A 17618-nucleotide genomic window follows, 5' to 3' on the forward strand; every position below is an offset into this window, starting at 1 on the left:
CCAATTAACGCCGAAGCCCCATCATATTGCCAGAGGCATATCTCCGGAGTCCTGTGTAAAACAAATAAATGCCGCCAAAACAAAGCAGGCTTGTTACAGCTATGGCACCTGATATATAAGGAATGTCAACCTGACGTAACAACCCAATTGGTAAGTAACTTATGAATCCCGCCGGTAAAACTGTAAAAAGCACGATTTTACCCATCCCCCGAAATATGCTCGTTGGATATGTGGTGAATGTTAGAAGCCCATTATAAAGCTGAAAACTCAGTCCATCTGCACTTCCTAACCAGAATGCAAGGCAGTTCACAATAACCGTGAAAAATAAGAAAATCAGCGTCGATAACAGCATCGCTAGACCAAATTTAATAAAGCCTATCATCGATTTATCTCCAAATGAAACGTAAATTAAAAGTGCGAATAAGACGTCCCCAATTGCACTTACCGACATGCGGCTGATGAGAACATGAAGCAGAACTGGCTTAGGTTGTGTTAAATAAATATCAAGCTGTCCAGTTGAAATCAGATTCGAAATTCGCATGGCATTACCGAAAAACGTTGCCATAACGCCAAAGCCGCCAGCTGCTACAGCCCATAGCATCATCACATCCTGCAGTTCCCATCCGTTCAATACTTGAAATCGGCCAAAATAAAGTCCCCAGAACACGATCCAAACCACATTATTGATAATCATCATACCTGCCGTGAGAAAGAAGCTCATCCGAAACTCCATAGCGCCAGCAAGATTAAGTTTCCAACATTGCCAGACGAAACGTAGTAAACGCCCGAATTTACCTGGCTGATTAAATTCACTAATGGGTGTCAATTTGCGGCTATCCACCATTAACATTGAGCTTTTTCACTCCTTTTCTATAGACCAATAAGACAACTATGCCAATGATAATAACCCATATTAGCTGTGTGCTGAGCATTCGTGGCAATTGAACGGCATCGAAGGTCACTGTTGACTTGGCCGGGATGTAGACAATGGCTTGGAACGGCAGCCAACGACCTACCTGCTGCAGCATATCGGGAAATAATTCCAGAGGCATCAGCATGCCGCCAATTGTAAATAAAAATTTATTGTAGACGAATTCCAGTCCGCGTGTCTCCTCCACCCAAAAGGAGCTTAGCGCTAAAACCATATTTAACATGAAATTAACCGTGAAACCGCACAAGGCCATAATTGGCAACCATAGTAACCCATAACCAAAATCTGGCGGACCCATAATTAGTAATCCTAATAAACCGCCAAGCGCCGCGTTAACAAGAAAACGAATCGAGGCTTCACTCATATATTCGACATAATGAAAGGCGACAAAGTTGACTGGCCGCACAAATTTGAACACGATATCCCCGCTCTTTACTTCTTCCTCTACACGTGTGCAGAGACTTGGACAGGCGAGGATCATCGATTCCGTTATAACGAGATACCACATGATCTGCTTGAAGCTGAAGCCTGCTATACGCTCCGTTCCCTCGCCACGAAACGTTGTCTGCCAGAGTTGAAGAAAAATATAAAGAATCAGCAGCAGAAACAACGAGCGGATCAGAAAATCGGCCACATAAGCAAGTTGATTGCGAAGTGTGATTTTGCCGATAAAGGCATATTTAACCGATTTTCTCCAGGTGTTCATGTCCTTTCTCCTCCTTACCGAAGTTCCCGTACATACGTGTGATGATGTCCTCCATTGGTGGATCTTCGACGGTAACGTCAATGATTCGGTGCTCAGCCATGATCTGAGACAGCGCTGCTTCGATCGTCGTTTGACCCATATCAACAGAGAGCGAAATTCTGACCCCATTTCGTTCGAGTACCTTCACCCCGACAATTTCTATGGCATCCGGATCATCTTCCAGGACAAGACGGACTGTTTTCTGTGTCAAAAACCGCAGCTTCATAACCTCGACACGGTCATCGAAGACAATCCGCCCATGATTGATAACAATTGCCCGGTCACATAGCCGCTCAATATCACCAGCATCATGTGACGTAAGAAATACAGTTGTTCCTTCTTCACGTTTTAACTCTAAAATAAGCTCACGTATTCGCTGTTTAACGACTACGTCCAGCCCAATCGTAGGTTCATCAAGGAACAGCACCTGCGGGCGGTGCATCAAGGAAGCTGCGATCTCACAGCGCATCCGTTCGCCTAGTGAAAGCTTCCTCACTGCCGTATGCAAATAGGGTCCAAGTTCAAATCTCTCGATGAGATCATCTCGCCGGCGTATATACTCACTGCGCCTTAGCTCGTAAATACGGCTCATTAACTCGAAGGTATCGATTGGAGGCAAGTGATACCACAACTGCGACTTTTGCCCGAAGACAGAGCCTATTCGATAACTCAGTTTTGTACGCTCCTTCCATGGACAGCAGCCTAGAACTTCTGCTTGACCTGTTGTAGGATGAAGGATGCCTGTCAGCATCTTAATCGTCGTGGACTTCCCAGCACCGTTTGGTCCAAGAAAGGCAAGCGTTTCCCCCTGATCCACGGAGAACGTTATACCCTCTACAGCTGATTTGTCTTCATACTCCGGCTTTAACAGTGCCTTAACACTCGCCATAAAACCTTCTTCTTTTTTCTTGAGTCGAAAGGATTTCCCCAATTGCTCCACACGGATCGATGCCATCACTGTACCCTCCACTTTTTATTACGGTAAAGCAAAAAAGACCTCGGTCCGTTTCGCCTAAACAGGCGGAACTTTCCGAAGGTCTTTTATCCCTTACGGTGTAACACGTTATGTAACCGTGTCGGCTTCGCTCGGTTCGCCACCTTTGTAGGTTCGGATCCCTAGAAGCCCTTCCGTTTATTTTCCACATATTAACACATGATGTCATGTACAGACAATACTTTTTTTGCAACCCTTCCAAGCCTAAAAAGCCTGTTGCTAGTGCACAGACTTTTTACGCTACACTCTGACGTTGTGTTATTGGGATTGATGAGATTGCGAAGAGTGTGTTTGTTGTTGTTGGGATTGCTTCGAATCTTGTGTCGTTTGTAATTCTTGTTTCAAATCTTCCGTCTTTTGCTGGGCCTGCTGAATTTGTCCCTGAAGATCTTGCAGCTGTTGCTCTGCTTCGGTCAGTGCAGCTTCAGTCGCCTGTGAATAAATCTCCTGAGCAACTTGCAGCGTTTGTTCAGCAGCTTGCTCAGCCTTTTGGGCAGCTTCTTTTATTTGCTCAAAGCCTTGTTGATTTTGTTGCGGCGTTTGTTCTTGTTGCATAGAGATACCCCCAGCTGAATTTTTCATACCTGATTAATTTTAGTAAATGTTCCTTTTTTTATTCCTATTGAATATACTCGCCTCTCATTGTCAAAATATCAGACAGTACAGGAGTCGGAATAATAAACTCTACAACGCCCATATAACCGGGTGAAACCTCGTATTTTTGGAAAGAGATAACGAGTTGACCATTCGTATTGATGTAGAAGTTTTGATCCTTCGTAATGGTTTTGAAGTAAAAGTTCACCTTATTAGGCACACCCTCAACCCAATAAGTCTTCTGGGGGTCCCCCTTCATCTGCTCCTTCATTTGCTCCTTAATATTTTCACTAATAACATGGATATATTCATCATTTTTAAACAAACTTGGCAAAGTGATGAGCAATTGTTTCTTCTTGTCGATTGTGTCGTATTTGAATGTTGTTGAGGAGGATCCAACCGTATTTACATAGTATCTTCCTACTGAAAGGATGTGATCGTTATCGGTTTTAATCACATAACCGCTTACTACACCTACATGACCACCGCCATTTTGCTTCAAACTTTCCATCTCATTGATGAAATCTGTATATAACTTCTTACCTTCTTCCTGATATTTGTTATTCAGGGTATCTTCCAAGGTTTTATTATCCAAATTTGTGATTACAGGCACTTCTAGATTAGCTTTATAGGTTTCCTCATTGTACTTATATTCTCTAAAAGTTAGCACCTTAACGAGATCACCAACGATAGGCACCTCAGACAAAGCATGGGCCAAAGTAGGACTAGTATTGATACCTGTGACAAACAAGATAGCCGCTGCTGCAACTGCAAATCCCCATTTAACATTGTTTTTCTTTTTCTTATTTTGCTTAATGGCTTGGTTTACGATAAAATCAAGTTCTTTTGGAATCGGAATATCCATATAATGTTGTTTCATTTGTTCTAGTTTCTCATTCATTTTAGTTGACCTCCTCTAACTTATCGTCGACCATTTTAATCCGGAGTAATCGGAGGGCTTGATACAATCGCGTTTTTATCGTACTGCTGTTTTCTTGTAAAACCTCGGCGATTTCATCAATCTTCAAATCCTCGAAAAATCGTAGTACGATCACACTTCGATAGATTGTCGGCAAATCATCCAGGGCCCTTTCCAAATCAATATTGGAATAGGTATCTTCACTGCCTTGCGCATACGATTCCATCGTGATTTCATCAACGACTTGCATTTTCTTATGTTTCCTTAAGAAATCCAATGAAGTATTTACAACAATTCTGTAAAACCAGCTCTTCATAGATGCGGTGTCTTTCAGTGAGCCTGCCGAGGCAAAAGCCTTATGTATGGCGTCTTGAACGACATCAAGGGCATCATCCGAATTTTTCACGTAACTGTAAGCTAATCGATATACATTTTCTTTATGTTCCGTAATACATGCAATAAGCAACTTTTCTAACTTTCCATTCATCGTCATGAGATTAAAAGACGCTCCTTTTTCTACGCGCGTATAAGAATTGGCCTTGTATATGCTAGGACGTCCGAGTACGTAAGATAGTTTGGTACACTACATAATATCACAGAGTCATATGCTTCAAATCGACCTTCTTCTACCAATTTTCCTTCCCCACTGCTATACTAACAGCAAGAGAAAGCTAATGAGGTGACATTTACCAATGAATATCATTAAAGTCAAAGATCGCCTTGAATTAGAAAAAAGAATCCCTACTATGCCGTGGTATATTGAAAAGTTTATCAATTATAAGCTGCCAGACCTCTCTCCGTCCTCCTTACTTGAGTATGTGCGTGATTACGAAATCTTTCTATCCTGGCTGTTGGCCGAAGGATTAAGCGCTGCTCCCTCTATGAACCAAGTTCCTCTGGAGGATTTGGAGAAATTACATATGGATAGCGTTGACAACTTTCGCATGTTCCTAGCAACTCGTAAAGTTCAGGCTAATGTGAAAACCACGATTAACCGTAAGCTTTCCGCTTTGCGCTCCTTATTCCATTATTTAAGCCAAATTGCCGAGGACGATCATTTCTACCCGCTTCTGAAGCGGAATGTGATGGCCAAAGTGGAAATCAAACGCTCGCATAGGCCCAAGGACAGTGCCGCTAAGCTCGAGGGCAAGCTGCTTCAAGAAGAGGAGATTGTAGAATTTATTGCGTATGTACAGCATGGCTATGAGCACGATGTTGCAACCAATAAGCAAGCACTCTACTCCTATGAGTTAAACAAAATAAGAGATACTTGCATCGTTACACTCATACTAAATTCAGGGCTACGTGTATCTGAAGTATTCAATTTGAACGTCGATGATATTGACCTTAAGAAGAAGCTTACATATGTATATCGTAAAGGTAAAAATGATGACACGTTCAAAACTCCCGTATACTTCCGTCATGAAGCTATTCAAGCTCTAACGGACTATATCACCATCCGCTCAACCCGTTATAAGCCGCTTAAAAAGGAAAAAGCCCTCTTCCTTGCCATTGCAAATGGCAAAAAAGAGGGCGAACGTATGACGAAACGGGCTATCCAAGAACTCGTTATCAAGTACGCTAAGCGCTTCGGCAAGCCCTATCTGTCTGTTCATAAGCTGCGGCACTCGTTCGCCACCGATTATTACTTACAGAATGACTTGTACAAAACACAAGAGCAGCTCGGCCATGCCTCCCCTGAAACAACGCAAATCTATGCGCATCTCACGGATAAAACAATGTCCGAAGCGATTGATAAACGGCTGGAATCCTGAAGATTACTTCAGGATTTTTTCTATTTTAGCCAATTCTTCTGGCGTGAATGCTAAGTTTTTAAGAGCAGCTACGTTCTCCTCAATTTGGGACACACGACTTGCACCAATCAACGCAGACGTTACTCGCTCGCCGCGGAGAACCCAAGCTAGCGACATTTGCGCTAAGCTTTGGCCACGACTGCTCGCTATCTCATTCAGTTGATTAATTTGAGCAAGTTTTTCTTCCGTAATATCTTTCGTATTCAGAAATTGACTCTTCCCACCCGCGCGAGAATCACTTGGCACTCCACTCACGTACTTGTTCGTCAACAAGCCTTGTGCAAGCGGACAGAACGCGATGCTGCCTACGCCAGACTCATCCAGCACATCCTGCAGGCCATTCTCAATCCAACGATTCAACATGCTATAGGAAGGCTGATGAATCAACAGCGGTGTTCCCAGACCTTTCAGAATGGATACGGCTTCTTTCGTTTGCTCTGCCGTGTAATTGGAAAGTCCTATGTACAACGCTTTACCTTGACGAACAATTAAATCCAGGGCAGCCATTGTCTCTTCAAAAGGCGTATTCGGATCCGGTCTGTGTGAATAGAAAATATCCACGTATTCCAGTCCCATCCTTTTCAAACTTTGATCCAAGCTGGATACGAGATATTTCTTGGAACCCCAATCCCCATAAGGACCTTCCCACATGTGGTAACCCGCTTTAGTTGAGATGATCAATTCATCACGATATGCGGCCAAGTCGCTTTTCAACACCTTACCGAACATTTCCTCAGCTGACCCTGGTGGCGGTCCGTAGTTATTAGCCAAATCAAAATGAGTAATCCCTAAGTCAAAAGAACGAAGCAGCATAGCCCTTCCATTCTCATGAAGATCTAATCCACCGAAATTGTGCCACAAACCTAATGAAATGGCCGGGAGCTTAAGTCCCGATTTGCCTGAACGATTATATTTCATTTCTGCATAACGCGTTGAGCTTGCTTGATAGACCATGTTTGTCCTCCTTAGAGTTTTCGTAGAAAACTTTCTTCGTAAGCATCCACTTATGTTTTCATATTCTCAAATACTAGTATAGGTTAACCGAGGCAACAAGAAAAGAACTGAAAAAAACGTGTCTTACTTACCTCAAGGTTAGTGATGCATTTATTGCAATGACATTTCAAGCTATTTGAGCAAAGTAAGCACGAGCGCCGAGCCATTCATTTGCAGCCACTTCGTTTTGTCAAACGTATTATGAATAATATCAACGAGCACGCCTTGAGCATCCACACCATCTAAGTATCTTCCCAGAAAATGGATAAATACATCCAACCGACGAAGCTCAATCAGAAGAGGCAGTAACGTAATTTCTTCCTCCTCCAAATGGATCGATTGTCGATATCCCTCATAAAAGGCTTTGCAATTGCGTCGCAGTTCTTCGACCGGAAGCGTGATATCAATAAGATCCGATAAGCAGACGGCTAGCTCCATCACTCGGACATCTAACGTTACAAACTCAAAATCAAGGACGGCCACAATTTGTCCATCGTCATCAACCAGCATATTAGACCCATTGATATCACCATGGACGAGTTGATGAGGAAGCTCTCGAAGCGCAGGAATTGCCTTATAAAAAGCAGCAAATCGTCCAAATATATAAGAGAGCTCATCGCGCTGCTGCCTGAACGGTTCTGGTGGATGAAGGCAGAACTCATGAATCGCATCTGGCGAGCAGCGGGGATGGATATGTTCAATTTCATAATAAGGCGGGTAGACAGGTTTATGTTCCATGGAAATCTCAGCCAGTGCAGAAGACAACTGTCCGACGGCTTCTCCGAATTGACGCAGCTGATGCGTATTCCCCCAAGTAGGATTACAGCCATCTGTGAATGTAAATAAGGCAGCCAGTTTGCCTTCCTGAGCGTCTAATCGAACAACAGTCCCCCCTGATGGGAGCTCCACTGGCACAGGAACACGAAATGGAAGTTTATCTATTTCTTTATCTAAAGCCAAAAGAACACTATGCTCGAAAATAATTTTGTCCATGTCACGATGAGTTTCGTACAATCGAAGAACATAGGAAGTACCTTCCACGTCTACGAACCGAGTTGTATTATTCATGCCACCCGCGCCAACACGCATGGACCACGTTTGAGCAGGAAACCAGTATGATGGTAATGAGGTTAATTGCTCCTCTTGATCTTTGACACGCATAATTGCATTCCTCAACTCCTCTTTTTAAACCTGATTGTCACCTTCAACCGCAAATTCAAAATCCTCTACGTCATATGCATGGACTGGAATTCCTGCTTGAACCATGCGTTCAATGAAATCTAACTGGTCTGTTAACAAAGCAGCCTTTTCTTTGATCGCGGTCAGAATTAATTCGGTTTCAATCGGGTCGAAATTGTCCCCATACTCCTCATTGTCAATCGCAAATACAACCATCAAGGTCACATGCTCATTAATGGGCAAAGGTGGGCTTTTCCGCCATGGAACAGTTAATGCTTTTTCAATTTTTTTCTTATTAAAAGATTCCTCGAAGAAAGCAATTAGCTCACCAATCATTTGCTTCACGAAGCCATCGTCTTCTTCCTCTAACATAATCGGCTCGCTGCCTGCCTGAAGCTCGTATAATTCCTGTATGCTGGTATAAGGTATCACATAAGTAACAGGCTGTTCTGGCAGCATCAACTGACCATGCACCGCTAGCATGACGGCTTCGATAATAAATGTTTTGCTCATCTTGTACTCCCCTTTCTATCTAACCTTATAAAAGCATTATTTCGCTAAGAAGCGGAGGAATCCTCTTTTCACAACCTTCTCGGGCCAAACAAAACCGTCAGTTCTATGATCGAGGTGACCACTTCGAACTAACGGTTCTATTACTCTTATAGGATGCCATCGATGACCTCATGATTCTCATAAATTGGTTGATACGGCTTCTTCGAAAAACGATTAGCATAGGCCGAAGCTACATAACAATCCGGTTTAATAACCGGAACCATACCGACGGATTCCACTCTCCGCACCATTTCTTGGACGAATTTAGCAGTCCGGTTCTTATTCTCATCGTCACCAGCATCAATATGAATAAACATATCGAAGGAAGCACCTTGATACAGATGTGGAAGAATGATGTTTTCCATATCCTGTCGCTTAGACTCATCAAAGTACATCGCAATCTCTTCGCTCAAAGCAGTTTCCATCGAAAGCTTTTCTTTAATTGAATGTAGGGCCCGATGAACGATGACTTGACGATAACACGCCCACGCTCCTTTTCCTAACCGCTGAATAACTACACCGGTAATGAATTTCGTATGACCTGTGTGTACCTGACAATCCGTACCAATAATAAATTTGTAAGTTGCTACGGGGTCGTGTCGCATGAAATGGAGAATACGCTCGTGTACGGTATCTAGGTTTAGTCCTCTTTCCGTCGTGTTCCGAAATTCCAGTGGATGGTTCGTCGTCAAAGGTTTCAAAGATTAGGTTCTTCCTTTCTCCTTAGAATGAGGAAGAAGCAGATGCTGAAGCGCATCCGCCCCTATCTATAGTATATGGCAAAGTACCTCTGATCGAACCATCACTTATCGTAAAACACTGCCGTCGAACAAAAGTCGATAGTCCCATTGCTCCCCCCAACGATCGTATCCATATGAACACGCGGCTGAATATCTAATATAGGGATCTTTGGTCGGAGACCAAAGTCTCTCCTAATGATGCTACAATTCAATTTTCCAGTCTACGAACTTCCGGTTTTCGTGTAGGAGGCCAAAAGACTTGCAAATTAAGATCATTTTTCATCTTCACATTACAGAGCTTCATTTCCCCTTCCTCGAGCTCAATCACATGCCAGGCATCCGGCTCCAATCCCCCTATGTTGTGCAGTAAAGCTGGAAACTGCTGCTCAGCCTCTTCTAAATCGGGCCAAAATTTAACGCCATAATAGGCTAAACCATAGTGATTGACTTGTGTACATGTGAAAATCTGTTGCGATGTTTTGTGCTGCAGTACATAGGGCATCTTTCATTCCTCCGATAAAAAGGCACGTTCACCACAGAGGTGAATGTGCCTTAAATTTTATGATGACGACTTATAAATAAGCATTCTCATGCTTCGCTTTTAACATATTCCAGCGACGCTCAACTTCCGTCTCGAACGATTTCAGGGAACCTTCATACTCGGGCTTCGTCATATGCTTCGTTTTCCCCATCGTCTTGAGCCAATCCGACAGTGGAATCTTCTTGCTCTTATCCTCCGGGTTATACGTAATGGACGTAACCCCGTGCTCTACTTCATAGAGCGGAAAGAAGCAGGAATCTACCGCAGCTCCAACGATATTAGAGCCTTCCTGGTCATCCGACAGCCAGTTCAGCGGACAGGCAATGAGAATTTTCCCATATACCAACCCCTCATTTTGGGCGTACCATTGTGCTTTCGCGGCTTTCTTCACAAGATCCTGCGGATACGCTTCCGACCCCGTAAATACATACGGAATATGGGTAGCAGCCATAATTTGCGCTGTATCCTTGTGATGGAACACTTTACCACCCTGATGTTTCCCTACGTTCGAAGTCGAAGTGCGATGCCCCATTGGCGTCGAATATGACAACTGCGCACCCGTATTCATGTATCCCTCGTTATCGTACTCGAGAATAATCATTTTATGATTGCGCAATGCCGCTCCGATCGCTGGTCCCATGCCTATATCCATTCCGCCGTCACCCGTGATCATTACGAAGGTGAAATCGTCCTTCAAACCCAAATGGTCGAGCTCGCCACGACGCTTGCGCTCCCAGAACATCTCCACAACCCCTGAGAGGGTCGCTGCGCCGTTCTGGAACAGATTATGAATATACGTCGCTTTGTGCGCCGAATACGGATAACCCGTCGTTACAACCATGGCACAGCCTGTATGGAAGATCGAGACAATATCGCCTTCAATCCCTTTGAAAAACAGCTCCAAGCCGGAGAAAATACCGCAGCCTGGACACGCGCCGTGCCCCGGAGCAATACGCTTCGGTTTCTTCGTCAGTGCCCGTAGTGGCGGAATACGTACATTCAGCTTGCCCGTGCTCTCATCCGGTGTTACTGTGATGAGTCCCGTCTTAAGATCCTCATACTTCATCGGCGTCAACACCCGCTTCGGCGCTTTCAAAGGATCACCCGGTGTGTGGCCGTAGTAATCGAAAGGAACTTCCACCTTGCCGCTTTGTACAGCGTCAATGGCAAACTGGAACAAATTATGCCCATCTTCGGCATAAAAGTCCTTGCCACCTAAGCCGTAGATTCGGCTTATGACAAGCGTATCTCTGTTCCCATGTGTGAACAGCGCCGCTTTAATTTCGTTGACCATATTGCCGCCATGGCCGCCATAGGAATCCGCGCGATCGCCAACCGTGATCGCCTTCACATGCTGCAAAGCTTCAGCGATCTGCTTTGCTGGGAATGGACGGATGATATTCGGCGCGATCGATCCGGCCTTAATGCCCTTCTCGCGGAGCTGGTCGACGACGTCTTTGATGATTTCGGAAGCCGAATTCATCAAGAACACCGCGACTTCCGCGTCCTCCATCCGATATAGCTCAAGAATCGGATAATCACGGCCCGTCAGCTCAGCGTATTCCTGCCGAATACGATCATAAACACCTTCTGCGTTGTACATGGCCATGGACTGCTGATAGCAGTTATTGATATAATCCGGCTCATTCATATAAGGACCTACGGTAATCGGATTATTACGATCCAGCGTATCCGGGAAGCCCTGTGGCTTCTCTCCGATGAATGCATGCACATCCTCACGATGCGCGAACGTTTGAACTCTACGCTTTTGGTGGGACGTGAAATAGCCGTCCGATGCAACCAAAACCGGCAAACGAACTTCCGGATCTTCCGCCAGTTTTAAAGCTATGATATTCATGTCATAGACCGCTTGCGGGTCCCGACACATCACAATCGGCCAACCCGTATTCAAAGCATAATACAAGTCAGAGTGATCCCCATGAATATTTAGCGGTCCGGAGACGGAGCGGCATACCAAATTCATTACCATGGGAAAGCGTGTCCCAGATTGTACCGGCATTTGTTCCAACATGTACAAATAACCGTTGGCGCTAGTCGCGTTAAATACGCGGCCGCCAGCAGTTGAAGCGCCATAACATATCCCTGCCGAACCATGTTCACCGTCTGCTGGAATGAGCACAATATCATGCTGTCCGTTGGACTTCATAAGATCTAGAAATTGGGCAACCTCCGTAGATGGAGATATCGGAAAGTATCCCATTACATGATAATTTATTTGATGAGCCGCATATGCCGCCATCTCGTTACCTGATTCATATACAATGCGCTGTTCGACCTTGGCTTGCCCTAGTTCCTTCTTGATATCAATGGACATGCGAGTAGTTCCACCCTTCTCCTATAAATACTCTCTAAGAGTTTACAGCCAGATTGAAACGATGCGGCATGCGATGTAAGTCCGCATAACCATCTTCTTCTCGCTCATTAGTGAGCGCTTCGGTCGGACAAGCCTGTACACATTTAAGGCAACCTTTACAATATTGATAGTCAATGCCCTGTAAGAACATTTGAGGCCGCCCTTTCTTGTCGGGGAGTTCATCCCAAACGAAACAGAAATCCGGACAAACATTATCACAGGAAGCACAGTGGATACATTTATCTTCATGGAAATGCGGCATCATCCCCGCACGTGAAATGCTTAAATCTTTCAGAATGCTGTTTCCGGGATTCGTAATGACGCCCCCAATGGACTGCGTTTCATAGCCAAGAACCGGCGTATCGAAACGAACAAAATCGGGCATCGTTTCCCCTTCTGGAAGCGCATACGTTTGGAACTTAACTTCATTGTAACCGCGGTCAAAAGTTCGTAAGGCGGGTGCAACAGCAAGCGGATATTTCTTTTCTAATGATTTACGAATAACGCCTCTCATGACATCGGGATCAAGGAAATCACATAACCGGAACAGCGCGCCAAGCATCGCCATATTCACACGGTTCTTCTCTTCTAGCGAAATTCCAATGGCATCGATAACGGCAATTGTACCGCCCCGGAGCTTCATCTTTTCCTTCAACTCATCCGGTGTTTTTGTCGAATTTACAAGTACTGTACTATCTTCGTAGATGCCACTGATAACGTTTACAGTTTTGGAAAGCGATTCATGAAAAACACCCACAACATGCGGTCGTTCAACCGGTGAAGTATCTCGAATTCTCGTATCCATGTCACAAAATCTAATATGTGCTTTCACTGCCGAACCTTTCTTCTCAGAACCATAGGAAGAAAAGCTAACCCCGTTCAAACCCACCCCTACGACTCCCGCTTCCGCCAGCATCTTACCCGCTAGATTTGCGCCGAGTCCACCGATGGATTCCAGTCTAATCTCAAAAAAACCGAGATCGTTCAATTTAGGTAAAGTTACCATACCAGGTCTCCTTTCAAAAATGAACTGCATAAAGAATGAATAGTATGAATAGTAAATCTACTCTCATTGTAACAATAAATCTCTGGTAATCAACCTTTTTTTGAACGGTCCATTCATAGCAAATAATCGATGATAAGGCCGCACCCTCCCAAATAGTAACTTCTCGGCCCTGCATGCTCGTCTTGAGCAGAATTATCCTTCTCGGCATCCTCACAATCCTCACATACGTCCACATAATCATCATCAATCGGATTAAAGACAACACCGCAAACCTGTGAGCACGCCCGCATTCTCATCTCTCCTTGTTAGCCAAGCAACTTAGATTGTAAACGCTTGCATCGTCGTGTTCCTTTATTATACCGCGGTTTATAGGAATAACACCATAAGTCTTTATCAAATCTTTAGCATTCGAAATGTCCCATTTCCCTTGATAAGGTCAGTTTTTGTGAGATAATGTAGAAATAAAAAAGATACTGTCGGACAGCGGAAAGGATGGCATTCATTTGTTCCATTCAATCATTTCCAATGAACTACATGGTCTCTTCTACATCATGAGTGCTATATTAATCCATCTAGTTCTTACCCCAATTTTCATTTACAAAGAATATCAGCGTAGGTTTCTATTCGCAATTATTTTAATCATACTCATCTTTTTGTATTGGAAATTTGAAGACATTGATCCCTTCATTTATTCCCTCCATTTATTTCCGATCAGCTTGATTGCTATGCTTCTGTATGTCGGCTTCATACCAGCTTTTATAACCTGTACCTTATTTAACATAGGCTGTATGGTCGTCCTGAATTACTACTGGCAACCCGCTTTAATAAGCAGTGCTGTTCTATTATTAGTTGGATTTCTCTTCAGAAATACGATAAGTCAACTAACACTCAGGATGAAATTAACACATGCAACGGCTATGCTGCTCGTGTACGAAGTATTGTATGCGCTTCTAGCGCTATACATACAATCTCATATCACGATGTATGCTGTATACACCGTAATTTTTTCCTTTTTTTCACTTTGGATGATTACATACTTACAATTTTTTGTGAAAAAGCATGAGATGCACAAACAGAGACTTGTCGCATTGGAAAAGGATCGAATGCTCGGCCAGTTTGCAGCCACCATTTCTCATGAAATTCGTAATCCGCTCACATCAACAAGAGGCTTTCTTCAATTGCTGGATCAGAAAGAGCTTTCCTTCATGGATCACAAACGCTATGTCGACCTCGCATTGTCAGGAGTGGATCAGGCGAACGCCATCCTCGGTGATTACTTAAACTATGCCAAGCCATCTTCTAACTTGCAGGAACAATTAGAACTCAAAGAAGAGATAGAAGCCATGCTGCGTTTCATCACGCCTTTTGCTACAGATCACCAGGTTGCTATCCATACTAGTCATGAAAATGAAGAACCCCTTTACATCCTAGGTGAATCCAAAAAGCTGCGCCAATGCTTGATGAATCTGATTAAAAATGCGATTGAGTCCATGCCTAACGGCGGTAAAATTTCATTAAACACCAGTAAACTGCCTAATGCCGTTCAAATTTCTATTTCTGACACTGGTGTTGGAATGAGTAAACAGCAATTAAATTCAATCGGTATGCCATTTTACACGACCAAAGAACAAGGAACTGGACTTGGACTCGTCGTGGTCATGAGCATTATCAAAATGATGAACGGAAAAATCTCCTTCTCCAGCCATATAAACCAAGGCACCCAATGTTCCATTTTATTTCAGCAAAAGTGAGCACCCAGCACCCTCCATTAACAACCTTGATGATCTGTGCTATTCTGTTAAGACAAGCGGTCATCATGGCTGGTTAGGAGGGCTTTACTATGAATTCAGATTTCATTCCGATTAAATCACTTGAGGGCGACTTGAAAATGTCGCATAAGAAGAGGGATTTCGGTCTTACCGTCTCATCCAAAGAGTTGATCCTTCACAAACCTCACATTAATTATTATTTCAAGTTGGAACATATAATCAGCATTATTCCATACGATAAATCTGCTCTCAAAGCTGTCACCTTCGTAAACTCGCGATCAGCCAATCGAGAATTCACACATGTAGCTCCGGGTTCTGATTACTTCCGCATTTATGTCCAAGCAGCAACCGTCCATAACCGCAGTGGGCTGTTCGAAATAGGGCCAACCGATATCATCATTCCCATCCATCCGAGTATGCTCAAAGTCATATCTGAATATATTCAGCTCGTCGGTATAACCATATTTTAATACTACTCCACTACAAAAAAGCAAGGGTGAAAAGAAAAAACTCTTTTCTAACCCTTGCTTTTATTAGTAGATAAGAAAGTATAAATTTTATACTTTTGCTTCGCATCTACCTTGACAAACGCGCTCGTCCCTAAAGGACGACGGAGTCGTTTATCCTTGTTTCCTAAGAGGTCATCTTACAGATTTTCGCTCTCGACAATAAAGGCTAGTAAACGTTCACAGCTCTCTTCTACCATTTCGTACACCTCTTGAAAATTACCCGTGTAATAGGGGTCTGGAACATCTTTATTAGAGCGATCAGGTGCAAAATCCAGCAATTTATGAATGGCAGCTCGTTTCTCACCTTCTACTAAAGCTAAAGCAGGAGCAAACGATGCCAGATTCGTTACATTACTCTCATCCATCGCAATTATATATGTAAATTGTACAAAGTCATTGGACTTAACTTGCCTTGCCTTTAGACCCTCACGATTAATTTGTTGCTGATCCAATATGTCCCTAGTTCCTTGATGTGGGGGGTGTCCGATGTGCCAATCACCGGTTCCGGCAGAATCAATAGCAATTACAGCATCGAGACCCGCCATTTTGACCTGATGACGAAAAACAGCTTCAGCCATGGGAGAACGGCATATATTTCCTAAGCAAACGAATAAGACCTGGATCATACTTCACCAAAGATGAGCTTTTTTTCACGCATGGTGAGTGACCTAGCCGGAATATCCAGCACAATTTTACCTTCTGAGAGTCCCCAAATGCGAGTGGCATATCTCTCCGCAAGCTCAACTTGGTGCAAAGTAGCAATGACGCTCATATTACGATCTTTGCAAAGCGATTTCAAATCCTGCAAGATATATTCCGTTGATTTTGGATCAAGTCCAGAGACAGGTTCATCCGCGACAAGTACTTTGGGTCCAAGAATTAGCGCTTTAGCAATAGCAACACGCTGCTGCTCACCGCCGCTTAGCTGGCCAACCTTCTTATCACCCTTATCAAGCAACCCCACTTTTTCCAAATAATCCATGCTGTCCACATGTTCATCTCTTGAAGTCATACCAGTCAAAATACGCAGAGGAGCTTGATAGACACGACCCATCATGACATTCTTGACAGCGCTTTTATTTCGATTCAAGGCAGGTTTTTCTTCAAGAAATGCGAAATCTCTACCTAATTTGAAGCGTTCGAATGGACCTGGCTTCGATATATCGATGGAGTTATAGATCAACTGACCACTTGTCCATTTCTCTTGATGGCTGATACAGCGAAGTAACGTGGTTTTCCCACTTCCACTTCCCCCAATAACCGCAATGAATTCGCCTTCATCAACTTGAAAGCTCACTTGTGAAAGTACCTGATTGTCCGGAGGATATACTTTACTTAAATTACGAACTGTAAGCATGACAATGTCTCCTTCGAGTAAGTCTTCTTCCGTCTTTCCGATCGAAAGACTCATTTCATAAGCTGCCCTTTTGGGAAAAAATCGCCACTCATTTCAAGCAGCAAGCCTGAGTAGAGGGCGATTTTCTAATTCCCAGAGGACGTTATCTTAATCGCAAGATGTCGGAGCTTCCGCCGTACCTGCTTCTACATTTATTTTATCCGAAATCGTATCACGAATGACCGACATAACAAGCTGCAATAGATAATTGATATCCTCTTGCGTTTGCTTAAATTCATTCACAATCGGAATCTCGTCTAATTGATCCTGCAGCACTTCAATCTCATTCTCAATTTTCTCGATCATTTTAGCATTTTGGAAAGTCTCGAAAGCAACGACTTCCTTCTGTTTCTTTTTGATCGCACTAATGAGCACTTGGATATCAGGATTCGTAGCGATTTGCTTCTCAGCCTTTTGATAAAATTGTACCTCATTCGAAGTCGTTAACAATTCAGCCAATTCCTTCGCTTTGGTTAAAATATCTTCGCGAACGATCATTTCCGTATTTGTAAACTCCTCTACTTTAAAAGCATGAGGCTCATTATCGTTATGTTTATGTTCA

Annotated in this window: 20 protein-coding genes; 3 read left to right on the forward strand and 17 right to left on the reverse strand. The window is 43.6% G+C overall.

Annotated elements, in window-relative coordinates; all coding sequences use genetic code 11:
• Positions 1-4: 4 nt before the first annotated feature.
• The 6 genes from ASG93_RS13580 to ASG93_RS13605 form a co-directional block, all read right to left on the reverse strand.
• Complete coding sequence (locus ASG93_RS13580) at positions 5-850, reverse strand: ABC transporter permease (RefSeq protein WP_082614898.1); 846 nt, start codon at positions 848-850, stop codon at positions 5-7.
• The gene (locus ASG93_RS13585) at positions 834-1637 is read right to left on the reverse strand and encodes an ABC transporter permease (RefSeq protein WP_056832741.1); all 804 of its coding nucleotides are present in this window, start codon (positions 1635-1637) and stop codon (positions 834-836) included. Before ASG93_RS13585 ends, ASG93_RS13580 begins: the two co-directional genes overlap by 17 nt.
• A complete protein-coding gene (locus tag ASG93_RS13590; protein ID WP_056832743.1) occupies positions 1612-2631 on the reverse strand; it encodes an ATP-binding cassette domain-containing protein in 1020 nt (339 codons plus the stop codon). Before ASG93_RS13590 ends, ASG93_RS13585 begins: the two co-directional genes overlap by 26 nt.
• A gap of 297 nt (positions 2632-2928) precedes the next feature.
• Positions 2929-3225 carry a hypothetical protein gene (locus tag ASG93_RS13595; RefSeq protein WP_056832745.1) on the reverse strand — a complete coding sequence of 99 codons (297 nt, stop codon included), beginning with the start codon at positions 3223-3225 and terminating at the stop codon, positions 2929-2931.
• A gap of 64 nt (positions 3226-3289) precedes the next feature.
• Positions 3290-4165, reverse strand: a complete 876-nt coding sequence (locus ASG93_RS13600) for a DUF3298 and DUF4163 domain-containing protein (protein ID WP_056832747.1) — start codon at positions 4163-4165, stop codon at positions 3290-3292.
• 1 nt (position 4166) lies between these two features.
• On the reverse strand, positions 4167-4670 hold the full coding sequence (locus tag ASG93_RS13605; protein WP_156410915.1) for an RNA polymerase sigma factor: 504 nt from the start codon (positions 4668-4670) through the stop codon (positions 4167-4169).
• Between the two features lie 205 nt (positions 4671-4875).
• Between ASG93_RS13605 and xerS the strand changes: the two genes are divergently transcribed.
• Entirely contained in the window at positions 4876-5958 is a 1083-nt protein-coding gene (gene xerS, locus ASG93_RS13610) for a tyrosine recombinase XerS (RefSeq protein ID WP_056832752.1), read from the forward strand.
• Between the two features lie 3 nt (positions 5959-5961).
• On the opposite strand, the gene mgrA is transcribed toward xerS, so the two are convergent.
• The 8 genes from mgrA to ASG93_RS35085 all read right to left on the reverse strand — a co-directional run bounded on the left by mgrA (position 5962) and on the right by ASG93_RS35085 (position 13672).
• Positions 5962-6951, reverse strand: a complete 990-nt coding sequence (gene mgrA / locus ASG93_RS13615; RefSeq protein WP_056832754.1) for an L-glyceraldehyde 3-phosphate reductase — start codon at positions 6949-6951, stop codon at positions 5962-5964.
• Positions 6952-7122: 171 nt separating this feature from the next.
• A complete protein-coding gene (locus tag ASG93_RS13620; RefSeq protein ID WP_056832756.1) occupies positions 7123-8151 on the reverse strand; it encodes a phosphotransferase in 1029 nt (342 codons plus the stop codon).
• A 24-nt stretch (positions 8152-8175) separates the two neighbouring features.
• Positions 8176-8682, reverse strand: coding sequence for a hypothetical protein (locus tag ASG93_RS13625; protein ID WP_056832758.1), 507 nt, complete (start codon positions 8680-8682; stop codon positions 8176-8178).
• Between the two features lie 146 nt (positions 8683-8828).
• A complete protein-coding gene (locus tag ASG93_RS13630; protein ID WP_056832760.1) occupies positions 8829-9422 on the reverse strand; it encodes a ribonuclease H-like YkuK family protein in 594 nt (197 codons plus the stop codon).
• 247 nt (positions 9423-9669) lie between these two features.
• Entirely contained in the window at positions 9670-9963 is a 294-nt protein-coding gene (locus ASG93_RS13635; RefSeq protein WP_056832762.1) for a hypothetical protein, read from the reverse strand.
• A gap of 70 nt (positions 9964-10033) precedes the next feature.
• Positions 10034-12337: a thiamine pyrophosphate-dependent enzyme gene (locus ASG93_RS13640; RefSeq protein ID WP_056832764.1), complete on the reverse strand. Its 2304-nt coding sequence runs from the start codon at positions 12335-12337 to the stop codon at positions 10034-10036.
• Positions 12338-12371: 34 nt separating this feature from the next.
• On the reverse strand, positions 12372-13382 hold the full coding sequence (locus ASG93_RS13645; RefSeq protein WP_056832766.1) for a 2-oxoacid:acceptor oxidoreductase family protein: 1011 nt from the start codon (positions 13380-13382) through the stop codon (positions 12372-12374).
• 113 nt (positions 13383-13495) lie between these two features.
• A complete protein-coding gene (locus ASG93_RS35085; protein WP_156410890.1) occupies positions 13496-13672 on the reverse strand; it encodes a hypothetical protein in 177 nt (58 codons plus the stop codon).
• A gap of 213 nt (positions 13673-13885) precedes the next feature.
• On the opposite strand from ASG93_RS35085, the gene ASG93_RS13650 reads away from it, so the two are divergent.
• Together ASG93_RS13650 and ASG93_RS13655 are read left to right on the forward strand one after the other, a co-directional pair.
• Positions 13886-15133: a sensor histidine kinase gene (locus ASG93_RS13650; RefSeq protein ID WP_056832768.1), complete on the forward strand. Its 1248-nt coding sequence runs from the start codon at positions 13886-13888 to the stop codon at positions 15131-15133.
• An 89-nt stretch (positions 15134-15222) separates the two neighbouring features.
• Positions 15223-15621, forward strand: coding sequence for a hypothetical protein (locus tag ASG93_RS13655; protein ID WP_056832771.1), 399 nt, complete (start codon positions 15223-15225; stop codon positions 15619-15621).
• A 176-nt stretch (positions 15622-15797) separates the two neighbouring features.
• Here the strand turns inward: ASG93_RS13655 and ASG93_RS13660 are convergent, their stop codons facing one another.
• The 3 genes from ASG93_RS13660 to ASG93_RS13670 form a co-directional block, all read right to left on the reverse strand.
• Positions 15798-16286, reverse strand: coding sequence for a low molecular weight protein-tyrosine-phosphatase (locus ASG93_RS13660; protein ID WP_056832773.1), 489 nt, complete (start codon positions 16284-16286; stop codon positions 15798-15800).
• Positions 16283-17017: a phosphonate ABC transporter ATP-binding protein gene (locus tag ASG93_RS13665; RefSeq protein ID WP_056833475.1), complete on the reverse strand. Its 735-nt coding sequence runs from the start codon at positions 17015-17017 to the stop codon at positions 16283-16285. Before ASG93_RS13665 ends, ASG93_RS13660 begins: the two co-directional genes overlap by 4 nt.
• Before the next feature lie 147 nt (positions 17018-17164).
• Positions 17165-17554 carry a RicAFT regulatory complex protein RicA family protein gene (locus tag ASG93_RS13670; protein ID WP_056833477.1) on the reverse strand — a complete coding sequence of 130 codons (390 nt, stop codon included), beginning with the start codon at positions 17552-17554 and terminating at the stop codon, positions 17165-17167.
• Positions 17555-17618 lie beyond the last annotated feature (64 nt).

The sequence above is a fragment of the Paenibacillus sp. Soil787 genome, assembly GCF_001429545.1.
GTDB lineage: Bacteria > Bacillota > Bacilli > Paenibacillales > NBRC-103111 > Paenibacillus_E.